Source organism: Candidatus Saccharimonadales bacterium, assembly GCA_035697325.1.
Taxonomy (GTDB): Bacteria; Patescibacteriota; Saccharimonadia; order Saccharimonadales; family Saccharimonadaceae; genus JALRBM01.
In genome coordinates this window covers 259,147-276,090 of record DASSDB010000002.1, presented here as the reverse complement: position 1 = coordinate 276,090, position 16,944 = coordinate 259,147, and the positions used below count along the sequence as shown (strand labels likewise).

Below are 16,944 nucleotides of genomic sequence, written 5' to 3'. Positions count from 1 at the left end.
TGTAGCACCGCCTCTTTGATAAACACAAGCGATATCCTCTTGATATTTGACATATGCTATGTATATTTTTATACTATCGTCATGCCCGGATACGATCACCTTCCCAGAGAACATCGAGATGCACTCACCAACCTACCCAACCGCTTGGCTTTAAATGAATTTCTAGAGCAGGCTGTTTTGGAGATGCCCGGCATGGTAGCTATTTTAGAGTTGGACATCGATGGTATGAAGGAAGTAAATGACGAAGATGGCCACCCCGATGGGGACAAGTTTCTTCAAACAATTGCCGAAGTGCTTTCGGCAACGATTCGTTCGGAAGATAGATTTTTGGCCCACAAAAGTGGCGATGAATTTACAGTTATGCTGTCGAAGATCGACTCGGAAGAGGAGCTGGCAGTTATTCGAGAGCGTATTCGCGAAACACTCGACGATTATGGCATCGGCACTGCTATTGGGGGACGCATGCATCGCGAAGGGGAGACGGTGGAAGAGCTCTTAGCCGAAGCCGATAAACTCATGTATCAAGATAAAGTTGCGCGGAAAAAAGAGCGTTATGGCAATCCGGATACGATTCTAGTAATCCGAAGGATCGCCCGCCTTGCGCTTTCATCGGGCATTTCTCCGAGAGATCTCCCCACGCTCATTACACTCGTAGAGCACGGCGAGATCTAAACTCGGAAACCGCTCATGATTACTGATGAGCGGCTCGACTTTCGCATGGCTTTAGAGATGTTCGCCGCTTTAGTTATTATTTTTTCTCTTTATCGTCGACTACTTCGCCTTCAACCGGCTCATCAGATTTCTTATCACCTGACGCGCTGTCGGTATCGGCCTTTTCTTCTTTAGCCGCAGCTTCGTAAAGCTTGGCACCGATCGTTTGGACTTTTTCAAGCAATTCTTTAGCCGCTTTTTCAAGCTCTTCCTTCTCATCGGAAGTCTGATGTTTTTTGGCTTCCTCAACAGCATCGGTAATTGCTTTTTTATCGTCGTCAGAGATTTTATCCTTGAATTCGTCGGGCATTTTTTCTGCCTGGTAAATGGCATTTTCAAGCGTATTGCGAGCTTCTACCGCTTCGCGTTTTTTCTTGTCTTCGTCAGCATGCGCTTCAGCTTCCCTTTGCGCTTTTTCGATATCCTCTTTGCTCATATTGCCGCTATCTTGGATGGTAATGGATTGCTCTTTGCCTGTTCCCTTATCTTTTGCGGTAACATTGAGGATTCCATTGGCATCGAGGTTGAAGGTTACTTCAATTTGCGGAACACCGCGAGGTGCTGGGGCGATGCCGTCGAGGATAAATCGACCAAGGCTTTTGTTGTCATTCGCCATTTCGCGCTCACCCTGGAGGACATGAATTTCAACTTGCGGCTGGCTGTCAGCAGCGGTAGAAAAGACTTGGGATTTACTAGTTGGAATAGTTGTATTGCGCTCGATAAGTTTAGTCGAAACGCCACCCATCGTTTCAATACCAAGTGAGAGCGGTGTCACGTCCAGCAGTAGTACGTCTTTAACGTCACCCTGAAGCACCCCACCTTGAATCGCAGCACCAACGGCAACCACTTCATCTGGATTAACACCTTTAAGCGGGTCTTTGCCAAAGATAGCCTTTACTTTTTCTACCACGGCAGGCATCCGAGTCATACCACCTACAAGCACGATTTCGTCGACTTCACTTGCCTTAAGATCGGCATCTTTTAATGCTTTTTCAACAGGCTGGGCAAGACGGTCGATGAGGTCTTTAACAAGCTCTTCTAGTTTGGCGCGGGTGAGCTTGTACTCGAAGTGCTTGGGACCATCGGCATCCGCGGTAATAAATGGAAGATTGATTTCTGTTTCCGTCGTACTTGAAAGTTCTTTCTTTGCCTTTTCAGCTTCGTCCTTAAGACGCTGCATTGCGGCTTTGTCACCCTTAAGATCGATACCTTCATTCTTTTTGAAGACGTCAAGAAAGTGGTTGACGATACGGTTATCGAAGTCTTCACCCCCGAGGTGCGTGTCACCATTGGTAGCACGAACTTCAAAAACACCATCACCAAGTTCGAGAATAGAAACATCGAATGTACCGCCGCCAAGGTCGAAGACAGCGATCTTTTCGTCTTTTTTGCTATCAAGACCATAGGCCAGCGCCGCCGCCGTTGGCTCGTTGATAATACGCTTTACCTCAAGGCCAGCGATCTTACCCGCATCCTTGGTCGCCTGCCGCTGTGAATCGTCAAAGTAGGCAGGAACGGTGATAACGGCTTCGGTGACCTTTTCACCAAGGAATGCTTCGGCATCTGCCTTAATTTTAGAGAGGATCATAGCCGACACTTCTTCAGGCGTGTATTCTTTATCGCCCATCTTTACTGCTACACCATCGCCTTTTTTGACAATCTCGTAGGGCATGATATCAAGATCTTTTTGCACTTCGTCGTCGCTAAACTTGCGACCGATGAGACGTTTTACACCATAGATAGTATTTTTTGCATTCGTTACACGCTGACGCTGAGCAACTTGCCCCACCAAACGCTCACCGCCTTTATTGATCGCGACAACGCTTGGCGTCGTTCGGTTACCTTCAGCGTTTGCAATGACTTCGGGCTTACCGGCTACCATGTATGCAAAGGCGCTGTTGGTGGTTCCTAGGTCGATTCCAATAATTTTTCCCATAATTTCCTCCGGGGTACATTACTAATTCAGTCTGTATTCATTCTAGCAGTCTGGCATAGTGATTGCCAATACATTCATTGTAGATAAATTAGCACTCTCGTGTCAAGAGTGCTAATTTATATATTTTAAGAATACTGCGGGTGACACTCGGCGGGGCAGCGCCCAAAAATGTTTTATCTAAAGATAAAAATTTTTAGGGGCGGACCGAGTGACAGGACCCGCGTCTAGGCTACATACCTCTATATCTATACAGATCAGATGCCGTCACCAACTGAAAACCTTGCGCTTTCAAATCGCGTATAGCGCGCAGAGCCGCCTGCACTGAAGTAGGATGAATATCATGAAGCAGTATTATTCGACCATCGGCTGCGTTGGCCATAATCCGATTGTAGATGACCTCCGCATCACGGTCACGCCAATCATCCGTATCCACATTCCACAGTGCTTGACGTAACCCGTGCGTCTCCAGATAATGGGCCACTAAAGAGTTCGTTCCACCATAGGGAGGTCGCATTAGCCGGGGTGTGTATCCGCCTGTGGCCACTTGGATGGCAGCCTGTGTCGCTCCTACCTGCCACTCCAGCTCGGCGGGCGAAAGTGAGCGAAGGTCTGGGTGATTCCAGCTATGATTGCCTATCTCGCTGCCTTCGCGGATAGCTCGCTGAAGCGTCGCTTTATAGGTATCGACGAGATGACCAAGCACAAAGAATGTTGCATGTGATTGGTACGTGTCCAAACGATCAAGCACACTTGGCGTGAGATTGTCCGGGCCATCATCAAATGTTAAAGCAAGCATTCGACCATCAGGATTAATTATGTTACCAGCTGGTGGAGGGGATTGAATATGGTACGACGCAACTAGTGGATCGGCAGGCTGAACATCCGAATCTGGTTTTGTGTATGTATCGTAAAGCACTCCGCCAAGAAGTGACTTATCAATCGCAACTGGAGCCAATCCCGCATTAGTAATACTCGGCTGGTGTGGATTGAGATAAAGAATGAGTGAATGGGCATCGAGGCTAAAATCATGAAGATCTGCTAGTTGTAGCTCAAGAAGATTCACCAGCTCAAGCGGCGATGATACGACACCTGCTTGCTTGAAATAGTCATGCAATAATTTTGCTAACGTCTGCCGCGCACTTAAATTCTGCGCAATAACATCTTGCGCCGTGAGCTGTTTTTTATTCTGCATATCGAGAACGAGATGCTGACTCGAGATGACATCCGGTTGGCCGCTAACTGTTTCTTTGCTAATAAATGTAATACTCGTTGTGATGGTACCGACATGATTTGCTTCGTAGTTTACCGTAAGATGATCGCGTATGTCATTCTTGCCTGCCAGTCTTTTCTCAAAATGAGCAATATATTCTTCCGTATGCCGGCTAATGATTGCATCGAGAGCCGCATCATGAAAAATAGGATAGTGTACGGTGTAGTTTTTTAAAAAAGTAGCCTTACTGACATTGGTCTTTCTTCCTGTTGTTATTTCCGTCAGCCCGGGAGAACGAAGGGCAATAATACTAAATGCTATAAGCAGCAGTACTACTGCCATCATAAATAGAACTATCGCGAACAGAGAACGGGTGGGATGCTTTTTGAGGAAGGGGTGAGCTTTCACTTGCTACCTAGTGTACCTTACGGAGATACCCTTTTCTATCTTATTGGCGTGTTACTTTTACCATTGCGTGACGAATCGGGCGATTACCAAGAAGATATCCTGCCTGAAGTTCTTCGGCGATAACCTCTTTGTCTCCTGTAGCTTCTTCATCAAACTGGATCGCTTCGTGAAGGTCAGGGTTAAAAGCAGCACCCTTAGAGGCATCGATTCTCTTGAGGTTGAGTCCCTCAAGAGATTTAGAAAGGTTTTTAGCAAGGCCCGCAATACCGAGGGCCCATTTATTATCTTTTAATTCAGCAGGGATATACACGATGGCTCGTTCGATTGTATCAATAATAGGAAGGAGTTTTAGGATGGCGTTCGCTTGTCCGGCTTCGCGGGCAGCTGTTTTTTCTGCCTCCATACGTTTGCGATAATTCTCAAAATCAGCGCGAGTACGCTGGAGATCCTTCGTTAGTTCATCAATTCTTGCCTGGGCTTCGTCGGCATTTTTTTGCTTTGTCATAGCGCTCCTTCTTCGTCTTTATCTCTATGGTAGCGTGTATTGGCACTCTTTGCAATTGAGTGCTAGAAGATCCGGGGAGATGCCTGCGACTGTGCATACAGGCACCTCCCCTAAACCAAAACTAGCGTAAAAGAATCCATCCCCCAAGAGGGATGAGAGCAGAAATGACATTAAAGCCATCCGCCCACAGCAACAAAAGTGCCTCCGTACGACTCTCCATCCGCTCTTGAACCGCCCGCCGATACTCAATGAAACTCAGAATCGCCTGCTGCGAAGCAATGCCTGTAAGCCCCAGGAGTGTTCCTGCGGGAATGTGAACGAGCTGCGAAGACAACACAAGACACGCCTGCTGAAACGCACGAGTGCCGATAGTCAACGCTACTACGGCGTAGGTTGTCTTTACCCTGAATCTCACCTTCATAACTACTGCTACCACAATCGTTACCACAGCCACCCATGAGCACAGCGTGTCCCACGAAGACCACGCCAATCTCCCTGTTGAAAGATTAGTGGCAATGGCCACGATGGCTACCGCATTGGCACCCAGATTCCCTCCTGCGCCAACCAGGAGCACCCATAACCGTGCTTTGAGACTCCAAGGGCCGGCCACCTCCTTGTATAAACGGACACTAAGGAGAAACACACGCAGTCCCACGAGGATAATTCCCCATGAAAGCCAGCCAGCAATCCCCTTGAATCCTCCTGTCGTAAAGAGGTTCCTTAGCGAATCCGACCACATCCAGGCCAATGCCGCCAAAAAGACAGCCATTCCAGGCCACACATACCACAGATAGACTTTCGTCCAGAACTGTGAGGTCTCCTTGCTACCACTAGCTTGTAAACGTCCTTGCACCGCTCGCTCGGGCAACGTTCACCCACCGTTCTTTTCTAGCCACTTTCGGTCTGACTTAATAATAAATTATTTTGGCGTATATTACAAAAATGGTTTATACTACAACACTTCTTCAAGCATGGCGCCGGTGTGCCTGACAAGGCGCATCACCTTACCATAGCTTTGGCGAGTGGGACCAAGTACACCAATATAGCTTCTATCAGAATACGGTGAACGAAAACGACTGATGATAAGCGTTGCTCCACTGGTTTTTCCGATTGGATTTTCCGAACCGATAAAGACATTCAGGGGTTCGTTAGGCGCCGCTTCACGTAGCCATGGCTCAAGGTTATCCAGGAGCTGTGCTACCGCCTGAGTATGGCGCCCTTGCATAAACTCAGGCTGGCTAAAGAGATTACCGATACCGCTCATATATAACTGATCACCGATCGTGGCAATACCAAGATTATGAGTAAGTTCAACCAAACTATCTACCGCGCTGCGGATTGCGTGACCGGCATGGTCGCTATGCGTAGTTACTCGTGCTTCAATCGCTCTCGCACTGCGATCGAGTTCAAGCAAACTATGGTCTTCTGTTTCGGTGAGCCGGTTCACATAAAACCTATATCCTTTATCTGTTGGAATCCGCCCAGCACTGGTGTGCGGTTGGGTAATCAGCCCCATCTCCTCTAGCCGAACCATTTCGCTACGAATGGTTGCACTCGACACGCCAAACAGCTTTGCCAGAGTCACACTTCCTACAGGTACCGCGATTTCAGCGTACTGTTCGACAATAGCAACAAGGATGGCGATTTGACGTTCGGTCATGCCTTTACTTTACTCTTTTTCTGGCACTCTTTCAACCCGAGTGCTAGTTTCGCAAGACAAGTTCTTTACGCACATCGGCGAGCAACGCTTCTGTCACATGCCTGCCACGCTCTATCATCTGGGGCGTATACTCGCCTTGCTCAACTACATTGCGAAGTTCCTCTGCACATTCCTCGGTAGAGTCGTTAACCAAAAGCTTAAAGTAGTCGTGAGAAAGCATATTTTCAAGTACTTTCTCCGCAGTAACCAAACGATTAAAGAACTCTTGATCATGAAGCGGCTCACGATTATACAATCGGCGAATCCACTCATCGTAATTGGGCGGAACCAGTCCGATAATAATTGCATCTGGCTTGGCTTTTATAACGTTTTTAATCCCCCCGTACTCAAAATCATGAATCGGAATCTTACCCGTACTCGCCGCTTTTTCAATTTCACGAATACTAGTACCGGAGACCTGCTGATTATGAATTATCTCGGCCTCAATAAATTCTCCCGCCTGAATATCTTTAAGCATCGCCGCTTCATCACGAAAGTAATAGTCAACTCCGTCCACTTCCAGACGGCCGTCGCGAACTTTAGGCGGGCGCGTGGTGTCGGATACAGCGAACACGTACTTTCCCGTTTCAACAAGTCGGCGAATAATCGTGTTACGGCCGCCCCCTGACACACTACTCATAGCCACGAACGGCGTGCCTGCAAGTACGTGTCGACCGTGCTCGGAAACTTCATAGTTTGAAAGCGCATTTTCAAACGCTTTTTTATCATGCAACTGGGGGAGAGCTTTTTCCATACGGCAAACTATACCACACACTGGTGGCGTATACTAGTCAGTTGAAATTTACAGCCAAAATTCAGATTTAACTTTTTGGGCCTTGGGTATCCGATTTACCGCTTCCGCCATATACACCCGAGCTATAACCGACCGTCTTGCCTTGTGAGCCACTCATGGTGCTGATGGTTTTTAAGATGGTTGTAATTCCCAAGATTGCCGCGAATCCAATTCCCACATGTTTGATAAAATCCTTGCGGTCCATTTCTTTTTGCAATAGTTTTTGCATATCGTTTTGTATATTCATGTCTATTTTCTCGTATAGTGCTACTGCTTATTATTCTATAAGCAAATGACGCATGGGGTCAAGGGGGTTTAAGCTACTTTACCTATCAATTTTATGAAATAAATCCATCAACGCTTAAGCCACGCTGATAATGCGATCTCGGCGTACCACTACCTCGCTGAGGTGCCTGAGCCCTTTGAGGCACGGAAACACGTCGTTGAGAAGGGCCGAAACCATCCAGTGACCGACGAGGACGAACGGGCGGCACCGTACTTGGAGCCACCGGAGCTTGAGGTAGGGATAAGGGCTGAGGTGATTTTTGCAAAGAAACCTCTGGCTCGCGAGGGGTCTTCTCTGTCGATTTCTGCTGCCGAGTAGATAGTAGCTTTTTATGTTCTTTCCGAATCGCCACCCATACCGTAATTGCACCAAGTTGATAAATCAAAATAAGCGGTACAGCTATCATCGCTTGGTTAAACATGTCGGGAGTCGGTGTGATGATAGCAGCCACCACAAACGAAAATAAAATGACAAAACGCTCTGTTTTAAGAAGACCACTTGGAGTAAGTGGGTGAATCCAGTGAAAAAATAAAAGGAGAAGGGGAAGTTCAAACAAAACGCCAAGCCCCGCTACATAAGCCAGGAAGAAATTGAGATAAGAGTCAGCCGTAAGATTAGGAATAATGTCACTACCTGCGAAGGTTGAGAGGAAATGGAGCGCAGAAGGGATAGCGATAAAGTACCCGAAGGCAACCCCGGCAAGCATCAAAACAAAAGCGGCGACTACTACTTTACTAGCAGAACGCTTGGCACGATCGGGAAGCGCAGGCTTGATAAATCCATACAGTTGATGAATAAGAACAGGCGCGGCAAGCAACAATCCAGCATAAAGAGATACCTGGAAAATAAAATTAAACCCTCCTCCGGGAGTCAGATAAATAAGCTTCTCACCGCCTAGAGGCTTCATTATCGCCTTAACTATAATTTCGTTATAGTTATAAGCGATGCCCGAAGCGGCAATGAAAATAAACACTACGGCAAAAAGACGTCGTCGTAGTTCACTGATATGATCCGAAAAGCTCTTTACCGGAGGAAGATCAGGCTCATTATGCCTTTTCGTTGCTCTTTGCTTGGCTGTTTTGTGTCCCAGTGTCTTTTGCATCGTCTTGTACACCTTTGCGTATTTCTTTCACCGATGACCCAATACTTTTTGCAAGCTGAGGAAGTTTACTACCACCAAACAACAGTAGCAAAATAACCAGAATAACGATTAATTCCGGTGTTCCTAAGCCCAAGATTTCTCCAAAATGTTGATACCCCATATTTTCCCTCTCTTCGACTATCTAACATTCTTATAATAGTCCCTCTCGAGGTAAATAACAAGGATATTATGCTATTGCTTGAGGAGGACCGTAAACGCTTCGGCAGGGATATCAACTTTACCAAATCGTTTCATACGTGCCTTACCACGCTTTTGCTTGGCCAGCAACTTCTTTTTGCGGCTGACGTCACCGCCATACAGATAGCCAGTAACATCTTTGCGATATGCACTGATATCTTCGCGGGCAATAAATTTACCACCGATCGCAGCCTGAAGGGGAACCGGGAATTGCTGTCTCGGAATCACCTCTTTTAACTTCCCCACTACTTCTCTTCCTACACTTGGCGCTTCTGTACGGTGCACAATAAGCGAAAGTGCATCTACCATCTCACCTGCCACGTAAAAATCAAGCCGGACCAAATCATGAACTTCATAGCCGGTAAGTTCGTAGTTAAAGCTCCCGTAACCGCTGGTTGAGCTCTTCAATTGATCATAAAAATTTGTCAGTACATTGGCAAGCGGAGCATCAAAAGTAATGAGTGCCAAGCGGTCATCAAGGTAGCTGATATTGCGCTGCAAACCGCGGCGAGCAACTATAAGCTGCACCACCGGACCAATAAACTCTCGGGGTACGACAATCTCGCCTTTTATCCATGGCTCTTTGATTTCAGCTACTTTTGCCATGTCGGGGAGCTCTGAGGCACTTTTAATATCGAGCTCGTCACCCGTGCTCAAGATAACCTGGTAGTCTGTACTTGGGTTCGTAACAATGAGGCGCAGGCTATACTCTCTTTCAAGTCGCTCTCGAACAATTTCCATATGAAGAAGTCCGAGGAAGCCGATTCGTACGCCAAACCCTAGAACGGGTGAATTTTCAGGAGTAAACTGCAACGCGCTATCGCTGAGGCTCAACTTTTCTACTGCATCTTTTAACTCTTGGTAATACTCGTTGCTTTCAGGGAAAAAGCCAGCATATACGAATGGCTTAACGTTTTGATAGCCCGGAAGTGGTACAATATCACCAGAAGGAGAGTCCACACCATGGATAACTAGACTCACAGTATCTCCCACCTTTGCCTCTCGAGTCGACTTGAGATTTGTTACGATATAGCCTATGTCGCCCGTCCTCAAAGCGTCCGATGGTGTCATCTTTGGCTTCAGCGCTCCAACTTCAAGCGCCAGCCCTTTCGCATTGGTTGCCAGCATATGAATATGTGCGTTTTTAGGGATTTCGCCATCAACCACGCGCACATAGAGGATGACGCCGCGATAATCATCATAGTAGCTATCAAAAATGAGAGCACGTGTAGGCGCTTCTTCGATACCTTGCGGAGGAGCTAGCCGATCGATCACTGCATCGAGTACTTCGGATACGCCGTCACCTGTTTTGGCACTGATTTTCAAGATATCATCCTCACTACATCCAAGGAGATTAACGATTTCTTCGGATACCCGTGGAACATCGGCCGCTGGGAGGTCGATTTTATTAAGGACAGGGATGATTGTTAGATCTGCGGCTAGCGCCAAGTATACATTCGCCAGTGTTTGCGCCTGGATTCCCTGGCTGGCATCGACTACTAAAATTGCACCCTCACAGGCTTCAAGACTTCGAGATACTTCATAGCTAAAGTCAACGTGCCCCGGTGTATCAATAAGATTGAGTTCGTGACCTTTGTAGTCCATGCGAACAGGGGCAAGCTTGATCGTGATTCCCTTTTCGCGCTCCAAATCCATGCTATCAAGTAGTTGGGATTTCATATCGCGTTTCTCAACCGTACCGGTTATCTCCATCATGCGGTCAGCAAGAGTCGATTTTCCGTGATCGATATGGGCGATGATGCAAAAATTTCTAATATTGATTTGAGTCATGATTTCAGAGGTGTATTATAGCATTAACTGAGGTGTTGTGCTACTACTGTTGCGGGTGACACTCGGCGGGGCAGCGCCCAAAAATATTTTATCTAAAAGATAAAAATTTTTAGGGGCGGACCGAATGACAGGACCCGCACTTCTCATCTGCCAATTACTACTTGGAGCGTACCCTTCCAAAGAAAAGTGACCGCACTTTTGCAATTACCGGCTCGGCTTCACGTAACTTAAGCAAACGACTAAAGAATACGTACGAGCCGAGGCTCACAATCACAATCACCATAAACTTAGGGAAGGTCGCAAGGAAGCTCTGATCGTTCACACCCAATTGAAAGAGCTGCACAGTAATGTACGTCACAACCCCCATCATTGCTGTCGCACCAGTCATCCGGGCAACGGCATGTATGAATGCGCCATTAAATAGTCCCTTGATGCGCCATGACATAATCACAAATAGAATCGCCACCTCCACCGCGGCCACGATCGATTGCGCCCAAGCCAGTCCATACGCCCCCATAGAAAGCGACGTCGTAAACCATACAGCTAAGAAAATATTGAGACCGATAGAGAATATTGAGATATAGAGTGGAGTTTTCGTATCTTGCTGGGCATAAAAACTACGAGCGGCGATATGATAGATCGAACGGAACAAAATGGCCACGACAAGTGCACCAAGTAACCCCGCCATAAGCGTATCTCCACCGTTTTTGATGAAATTTACAAGGTATCCCCGGCAAAAGAAAGCGACTATTGCCACCGGCAACGCCAACCAAATAATTACGCGCAGGATTGCCTGAAGTTCAGTCTTAAATAGGTCTGGTCGCCCTTGGCTCAGTCGCTCGGTCATTTTAGGAAATGCCGCCGTACTAATAGCCACACCGATAAGATTGATCGGCACCAAATGAAGAGCGGTCGCCTGCTGATATGAACGTACCGTACCCGCAGCCATGCGTGAGGCCAAGTTTGTTTCGACCAGACTATTCAGATAGTCGGCCCCTTGGTCTAACGAGCGTGGCGGCAACAAGCGGAGCACCTGGCGAAAGCCCTTGTTTTTCCAAAATATCTTAAATTGATAATCAAAGCCCAGCCCCATAAGTCCAATGGAACTTACAAGCAGCTGAAGAATCGATCCAAGCACGACGCCCAATGCCACACCCATGATTCCACCGTCAAAAATCTGCCAGCCAAAAATATTTATGCCATTCGTGAAAAACAGGGTACCAATGATAATACCGATGTTATAGATCGTGGGCGCCAGGGCATAAAAGGTGAAGCGCCCGATTGCCTGCTGCATACTAGCAATAACCGTCGCAATCGCAAACAGAAAGGGGTTGATCGCAATGACACGCATCATGCTTATGGCCAGACTCCGTCCGGATTCATCAAGCCCCGGCCCAACTACATAGCGAACAAGTTGCTCAGCAAAAATAATAATTAATACACTGGCGATAAGCGTGGCGAGCGCCATAAAATTGATCATACTTGCGCTGAGTTCCCAGGCAGACTTTTTGTTCCCTGTTGCGAGGCGCTGATTAAAGACAGGGATGAATGTCACGCTCAGCGCGCCCGAAACAAGAATAAAGAACATAAAATCGGGGATCGTAAACGCGACCGTATATGCGTCGATCCCTACAGGATATGTATCGAGGTAAGCACCGTTTAAAAGACGGTCACGAAACAACCCGAGCGCACTCGAAAGAAGCGTTGATCCAGCCAATAGTACAGCGGCAAGCTGGATCGTAAGCTTTATATTGGCTCTTGCGACGGCACTTCGTACTTTGCCCATTGGCCGCTACCCTAGTATAGCTTTGCCTCCGGTGGCAAAACAGTATGAGCTAAAAGTTTCTTGACGCCTTCTTCTTCAATCGTTTCTTCTTCAAGAAGTGCATTAGCAAGGTGATCGAGGCTTGGACGGTTATGCTTTAGAACGGCCTCAGCACGTTTAGCAGCTTCCTTAATAAGCGTTTCGACTTCTTTATCGATTTCCTTAGCGGTTTCGTCGCTGTATGGTCGCTCATGAGTAATGCGGTCAAACACCATGCCGCCATTGTCTTCGTGGAAGACCTGATCGCGAAGCTTGGTACCCATTCCTTGTTCGATGACCATATCGCGTGCAATTTCAGTTGCCTTGCGCAAGTCGGAGCCGGCGCCGGTTGTAATATGATCATCGCCATAGATGATTTTTTCGGCAATACGGCCGCCTAATGCACGCGCCAGAATATCCTTAAACTCAACCACGCTCGTGTAGCTTTTATCTTCCGGTGGAAGGAACCACGTCACGCCACCCGTACCGCCGCGAGGAATAATCGTCACCTTATGAACAGGATCCGAATCGGGCAGTACATGACCAACGATCGCATGGCCAGCTTCGTGGTATGCAGTGAGTTGTTTTTCCTTTTCGCTCATTATTTTGGTCTTGCGCTCAGGACCAATGGCAACTTTTTCAAATGCTTCTGTCAAATCGACGTTACTGATCTTCTTGCTATTACGACGAGCAGCGATAATAGCTGCCTCGTTGGCAATATTTGCCAGGTCTGCACCAGATGAACCGGCTGTCTTGGCTGCGAGCGCATCGATATTGACCGTTCCGTCCACAGGCTTATTGCGGAAGTGAACTTTAAGAATCGCTTCACGATCTTTACGCTCAGGAAGCATGATATTCGTGCGACGATCAAAGCGGCCAGGTCGGAGAAGAGCGGGGTCAAGCACGTCGGCACGATTGGTCGCTGCGAGAACAATCACATTCGTACCGGTCTCAAATCCGTCCATTTCTACCAGAATCTGGTTCAATGTCTGCTCACGTTCATCGTGACCGCCCCCCATACCGCTCCCGCGTTTACGACCCACGGCATCAATCTCGTCGATAAACACAATCGCCGGAGCATTCTTTTTTGCCTTAGCAAAGAGGTCGCGCACACGGCTTGCACCGACACCCACGAACATTTCTACGAATTCTGAACCTGATATCGAGAAGAATGGTACGTTAGCTTCACCCGCAACGGCACGGGCGAGCATCGTTTTACCAGTACCCGGATTACCTACCAGCAGTACACCTTTTGGAATTTTGGCACCGAGGCTTTCGTATTTTTTAGGATGTTTCAAGAAATCTACGACTTCCTCAAGGTCTTGCTTAGCCGAGTCATTACCCGCAATGTCATCAAAAACAACTTTTTCTTTATCGATACCGTACAGCTTTGCCTTCGACTTACCAAAGCCCATCGCTTGGTTGTTTTGGCCCTGAGCCTGACGCATCATGAACACAAAGAAGGCACCAATTAGAAGCACTGGCACAATAATAATTGCCACATTCCATAGTGTTGAGCCTACTTCAGATGGCGGGACGATGGTGACTTCGGTAGCTTCTTGTTTTAGACCTTGCTCGTAAATACTGCTGCCACCTTCTTTCACTGAATGTTCGGTCGGTTTCTGCTGGCCTTTCGGTGTGATTTTAATATCGTTGCCCTGAATTTCGAGCTTGGAAATTTCGCCGCTGTTAGCACGCTTAATAACGTCCGAGAACGGAACGTCCTTCAATCCTCCTTGTGGAGAGGTAAATGCGACGACGGCGAGTGCGATGAACACTAGGATTGCCCAGAACATGCTCAGTCGTACGGCATTTGTAAACTTTTTCTTTGGAGACTGCTGTTTTGCCATAATTAATCTATAGGTTCCTTCTTATTTAGGAGTTACAAGAATCAGATCAAGATACTCCTATAAATCATAGCATTTTTTCACTTTGGAGAGCAACAAAACTCTCGCGTGAAAAAGAAAGTTCCACCCCCCGACCAAGCTGTACGATTGAGCCGGGCAGCGCCACCTTGATCGCCAGAAGGCCACGTTCAAGTTGCGAAGTGAGTAACGTAACACCAAGATCCGCATATATACGGCGGCGAAGGAGCTCCAGTGCCACATTACTATCAATACAGGTAAAAAAATAACGTGAATGATGCGCGGCACTTAGAGTTCGTATTGCTTCGCCCTCAATCTCCTGTCTACATACGGCTTGCGCTTTCCAAAGTTCAAGAAGCTGCTGCTTCGTACCATCATCTACTAGGCGTGCAATTTGAGAGCGCACACGATTACGAAGATATTTGTCGGTTGCATTTGTATCGTCCTCTACCCACTCCAGACGATTTTCGAGAGCATACGCGTAAATCTCGGATTTTCGAAGAGTACTTAAAGGTCTTATGATATCCTTTGCTCCCATCACCGCCAGCCCACGCCAACCGGTTCCTCTTATTATATTAATAGCCACAGTTTCCACAATGTCGTCTGCGTGGTGTGCTGTAGCAATGATCGCTCCTTGCTCTTTTGCGACATGGCGCAAAAAGCTGTACCTTTGGCCCCGCGCTTCTTCTTCACTGGCATGCGGTCCCAATTCTTCGCGCTTAGTAAAGAAGGGAAGAGAGTATTTTTTTGCTAGCGCCTCAACAAATCGCGCATCTCCCTGTGAGTCCTGCCTTATTCCATGATCAAAATGCGCCACCAGTAGTTCGTATGCGCCTTGCTTTACCAGCATATCGAGCAATGCCACAGAGTCCACACCACCACTTACCGCAACAAGACACTTTTGAATCATTGCCCCTATTATACGCTATGCACCTGGAGGTGGCGTCTCGTTACAATCGGTAATATTTGAAACTGTATACGAATGCTTGTAGTAATCCTGTGTGATATCGTAACTACTGCCGTTTGCCCCACCAACCACATTACTATTGCATGTATAAAACTGCGTGGATGTAGGAGTTTGAAACTCTCGAAACCCGAGCCGGCGATACAGCGTGGATGTTTGCGGCGAACTAGCCATATTCCAAGCGGAAAGAACATACTGAGTGCCATTGCTTACATATAGATAACAACCGTTTATACCATCAACGCCTCCGGCATACGCCTGATCACTCTGGGGAAGTGCCGTCGAAAGGCCAGGGATCCAATCCCGCTGGCTCGTACCGTTCTGACAATTATCGTCGGTACGTACATCAAATGATTTCCAGTTGCTAACAGGATTGCTGGTTGTTATGGGGTAACTGCCATTTTGGGCATTATACGCCTCAACCAGCTTTTGCGCCGTCTTGATATCGCTTACCCTAACACTATTTCGTGCCCTATTTTGAACACCATTATAAGAAGCAACAACAATAGCCGCCAAAATACCAATAATAACAATGACGATCAGCAATTCGACGATCGTAAATCCTTTAACACGCCCTCCCCTCATTCGTTATCCCCACCTTTTTGATACCACTACGCCCAGCCAAATACCAAATAAACCACCGACGAAACCACCTAAAATACTCCAGCCATCAAGTAGCTCCGTATCACCAAACCATACAGGAACGTACGCGCCAAGCACACCAAAGATAATTGCAAAGAAGAGAAGTACTCTCTTATTCATAGTTTTATTATACAGAGGCTTGCTTTCAATCGGTTGCGAAAATAAAAAATAGCGGTATTATACGAGGGTCCTGCATTTTCTGCTAAGGAGTCGTCGTGTCAAACCCTGCAACCCGCTACACTGTCGTCTCCCTCCTACTGGGAAACCACGGCAACGAGGCCACGTGCTCGAGCCTCGACGAAGCGAGGAAGTTTCTCGAGGAAAAGACCGAGGATGGCAGCAGCTTCGGCGTTCTTTACTACGAGAATGGTGAACGACCCGCAGAACTTCTGCTCGTTGCCAAACTCGTGGACAACAAGATTCACCTCGACGAAGTGAAGCTCAACGATCGGCGTCAGTTCATCCTTCAGGAGGAGGACGGTAAACTCCGCATTGTGGCGGAGTAAAAAGCAAAAGGCCTACGAAAAGAGTGCTCACGAACACATTTACGTTCGTTTAGCCTTTCGTGGGCCTCTTTTCATGTCCAAAAAGGAAAATCCCCCACCGCATACATACGGCAGGGGATCGACCCTTGAATGATCAGGAGATGCACGGAGCGTTGTACGAACCGAGCGAGCGACGATCACCCTGGCCGGAATCGCTATACTCCGTCTCGTAGAATTCCACGGACACAGGTAGCTCCGTCGGCCGTCACCATCTCGGTCCAGCCGGTCGTTGCCAGTGCTGCCGCCGATGACTGTCCAGCCAAACCACGCAGACTTCCGTCGACGCCCAGGCGCCAGATCCACGGCAAGCCGTCGGCCGATGCCACGGCGGGTGCGAACAGAACCGCGAGCACCACCGTCACAGCGACCGACAAACCGACAAACAGTCTTTTCATCACTGACCCTTCCAAAAGTCGAAGTGCGTGCAAACGGGCAGGTAGCCCGAG

Annotated in this window: 18 protein-coding genes; 2 read left to right on the top strand and 16 right to left on the bottom strand. The window is 47.7% G+C overall.

All coding sequences use genetic code 11. The features are described 5' to 3' along the window. Positions 1–81 precede the first annotated feature (81 nt). On the top strand, positions 82–672 hold the full coding sequence (locus VFH06_01900; protein HET6746839.1) for a GGDEF domain-containing protein: 591 nt from the start codon (positions 82–84) through the stop codon (positions 670–672). Positions 673–748: 76 nt separating this feature from the next. On the opposite strand, the gene dnaK is transcribed toward VFH06_01900, so the two are convergent. From dnaK to VFH06_01825, 15 genes are all read right to left on the bottom strand, one after another. Next, on the bottom strand, positions 749–2,647 hold the full coding sequence (gene dnaK / locus VFH06_01895; protein HET6746838.1) for a molecular chaperone DnaK: 1,899 nt from the start codon (positions 2,645–2,647) through the stop codon (positions 749–751). A 229-nt stretch (positions 2,648–2,876) separates the two neighbouring features. Further along, positions 2,877–4,202 carry a polysaccharide deacetylase family protein gene (locus VFH06_01890; GenBank protein HET6746837.1) on the bottom strand — a complete coding sequence of 442 codons (1,326 nt, stop codon included), beginning with the start codon at positions 4,200–4,202 and terminating at the stop codon, positions 2,877–2,879. Positions 4,203–4,305: 103 nt separating this feature from the next. After that, positions 4,306–4,770 carry a nucleotide exchange factor GrpE gene (locus tag VFH06_01885; protein HET6746836.1) on the bottom strand — a complete coding sequence of 155 codons (465 nt, stop codon included), beginning with the start codon at positions 4,768–4,770 and terminating at the stop codon, positions 4,306–4,308. A 121-nt stretch (positions 4,771–4,891) separates the two neighbouring features. After that, positions 4,892–5,539: a hypothetical protein gene (locus VFH06_01880; protein ID HET6746835.1), complete on the bottom strand. Its 648-nt coding sequence runs from the start codon at positions 5,537–5,539 to the stop codon at positions 4,892–4,894. A 183-nt stretch (positions 5,540–5,722) separates the two neighbouring features. Continuing rightward, positions 5,723–6,430 (bottom strand): transcriptional regulator, encoded by a 708-nt coding sequence (locus VFH06_01875; GenBank protein ID HET6746834.1) that lies wholly within the window; start codon positions 6,428–6,430, stop codon positions 5,723–5,725. A 43-nt stretch (positions 6,431–6,473) separates the two neighbouring features. Then, complete coding sequence (locus tag VFH06_01870) at positions 6,474–7,223, bottom strand: hypothetical protein (GenBank protein ID HET6746833.1); 750 nt, start codon at positions 7,221–7,223, stop codon at positions 6,474–6,476. Between the two features lie 67 nt (positions 7,224–7,290). Then, positions 7,291–7,509, bottom strand: a complete 219-nt coding sequence (locus tag VFH06_01865) for a hypothetical protein (GenBank protein ID HET6746832.1) — start codon at positions 7,507–7,509, stop codon at positions 7,291–7,293. A 91-nt stretch (positions 7,510–7,600) separates the two neighbouring features. Further along, a complete protein-coding gene (tatC, locus tag VFH06_01860; protein HET6746831.1) occupies positions 7,601–8,650 on the bottom strand; it encodes a twin-arginine translocase subunit TatC in 1,050 nt (349 codons plus the stop codon). Next, positions 8,595–8,810, bottom strand: a complete 216-nt coding sequence (tatA, locus tag VFH06_01855) for a twin-arginine translocase TatA/TatE family subunit (protein ID HET6746830.1) — start codon at positions 8,808–8,810, stop codon at positions 8,595–8,597. Before tatA ends, tatC begins: the two co-directional genes overlap by 56 nt. A 71-nt stretch (positions 8,811–8,881) precedes the next feature. Next, positions 8,882–10,678, bottom strand: coding sequence for a translation elongation factor 4 (lepA, locus tag VFH06_01850; protein HET6746829.1), 1,797 nt, complete (start codon positions 10,676–10,678; stop codon positions 8,882–8,884). Positions 10,679–10,835: 157 nt separating this feature from the next. After that, positions 10,836–12,464, bottom strand: coding sequence for a murein biosynthesis integral membrane protein MurJ (gene murJ / locus VFH06_01845; protein ID HET6746828.1), 1,629 nt, complete (start codon positions 12,462–12,464; stop codon positions 10,836–10,838). An 11-nt stretch (positions 12,465–12,475) separates the two neighbouring features. Continuing rightward, positions 12,476–14,332 carry an ATP-dependent zinc metalloprotease FtsH gene (ftsH, locus tag VFH06_01840; GenBank protein HET6746827.1) on the bottom strand — a complete coding sequence of 619 codons (1,857 nt, stop codon included), beginning with the start codon at positions 14,330–14,332 and terminating at the stop codon, positions 12,476–12,478. Positions 14,333–14,396: 64 nt separating this feature from the next. Continuing rightward, entirely contained in the window at positions 14,397–15,257 is an 861-nt protein-coding gene (tilS, locus tag VFH06_01835; GenBank protein ID HET6746826.1) for a tRNA lysidine(34) synthetase TilS, read from the bottom strand. A gap of 15 nt (positions 15,258–15,272) precedes the next feature. Beyond that, positions 15,273–15,896, bottom strand: a complete 624-nt coding sequence (locus tag VFH06_01830; GenBank protein ID HET6746825.1) for a prepilin-type N-terminal cleavage/methylation domain-containing protein — start codon at positions 15,894–15,896, stop codon at positions 15,273–15,275. 3 nt (positions 15,897–15,899) lie between these two features. After that, a complete protein-coding gene (locus tag VFH06_01825) occupies positions 15,900–16,073 on the bottom strand; it encodes a hypothetical protein (GenBank protein ID HET6746824.1) in 174 nt (57 codons plus the stop codon). A gap of 95 nt (positions 16,074–16,168) precedes the next feature. Between VFH06_01825 and VFH06_01820 the strand changes: the two genes are divergently transcribed. Then, positions 16,169–16,459, top strand: a complete 291-nt coding sequence (locus VFH06_01820) for a hypothetical protein (GenBank protein ID HET6746823.1) — start codon at positions 16,169–16,171, stop codon at positions 16,457–16,459. A gap of 194 nt (positions 16,460–16,653) precedes the next feature. Here VFH06_01820 and VFH06_01815 read toward each other — a convergent pair whose 3' ends face one another. Next, a complete protein-coding gene (locus tag VFH06_01815) occupies positions 16,654–16,824 on the bottom strand; it encodes a hypothetical protein (protein HET6746822.1) in 171 nt (56 codons plus the stop codon). Positions 16,825–16,944 lie beyond the last annotated feature (120 nt).

Coding starts and splice junctions, on each gene's coding strand:
- VFH06_01900 (HET6746839.1), top strand. CDS start 82: ATGCCCGGATACGATCACCTTCCCAGAGAACATCGAGATGCACTCACC.
- dnaK (HET6746838.1), bottom strand. CDS start 2,647: ATGGGAAAAATTATTGGAATCGACCTAGGAACCACCAACAGCGCCTTT.
- VFH06_01890 (HET6746837.1), bottom strand. CDS start 4,202: ATGATGGCAGTAGTACTGCTGCTTATAGCATTTAGTATTATTGCCCTT.
- VFH06_01885 (HET6746836.1), bottom strand. CDS start 4,770: ATGACAAAGCAAAAAAATGCCGACGAAGCCCAGGCAAGAATTGATGAA.
- VFH06_01880 (HET6746835.1), bottom strand. CDS start 5,539: ATGGCTGTCTTTTTGGCGGCATTGGCCTGGATGTGGTCGGATTCGCTA.
- VFH06_01875 (HET6746834.1), bottom strand. CDS start 6,430: ATGACCGAACGTCAAATCGCCATCCTTGTTGCTATTGTCGAACAGTAC.
- VFH06_01870 (HET6746833.1), bottom strand. CDS start 7,223: ATGGAAAAAGCTCTCCCCCAGTTGCATGATAAAAAAGCGTTTGAAAAT.
- VFH06_01865 (HET6746832.1), bottom strand. CDS start 7,509: ATGAATATACAAAACGATATGCAAAAACTATTGCAAAAAGAAATGGAC.
- tatC (HET6746831.1), bottom strand. CDS start 8,650: ATGCAAAAGACACTGGGACACAAAACAGCCAAGCAAAGAGCAACGAAA.
- tatA (HET6746830.1), bottom strand. CDS start 8,810: ATGGGGTATCAACATTTTGGAGAAATCTTGGGCTTAGGAACACCGGAA.
- lepA (HET6746829.1), bottom strand. CDS start 10,678: ATGACTCAAATCAATATTAGAAATTTTTGCATCATCGCCCATATCGAT.
- murJ (HET6746828.1), bottom strand. CDS start 12,464: ATGGGCAAAGTACGAAGTGCCGTCGCAAGAGCCAATATAAAGCTTACG.
- ftsH (HET6746827.1), bottom strand. CDS start 14,332: ATGGCAAAACAGCAGTCTCCAAAGAAAAAGTTTACAAATGCCGTACGA.
- tilS (HET6746826.1), bottom strand. CDS start 15,257: ATGATTCAAAAGTGTCTTGTTGCGGTAAGTGGTGGTGTGGACTCTGTG.
- VFH06_01830 (HET6746825.1), bottom strand. CDS start 15,896: ATGAGGGGAGGGCGTGTTAAAGGATTTACGATCGTCGAATTGCTGATC.
- VFH06_01825 (HET6746824.1), bottom strand. CDS start 16,073: ATGAATAAGAGAGTACTTCTCTTCTTTGCAATTATCTTTGGTGTGCTT.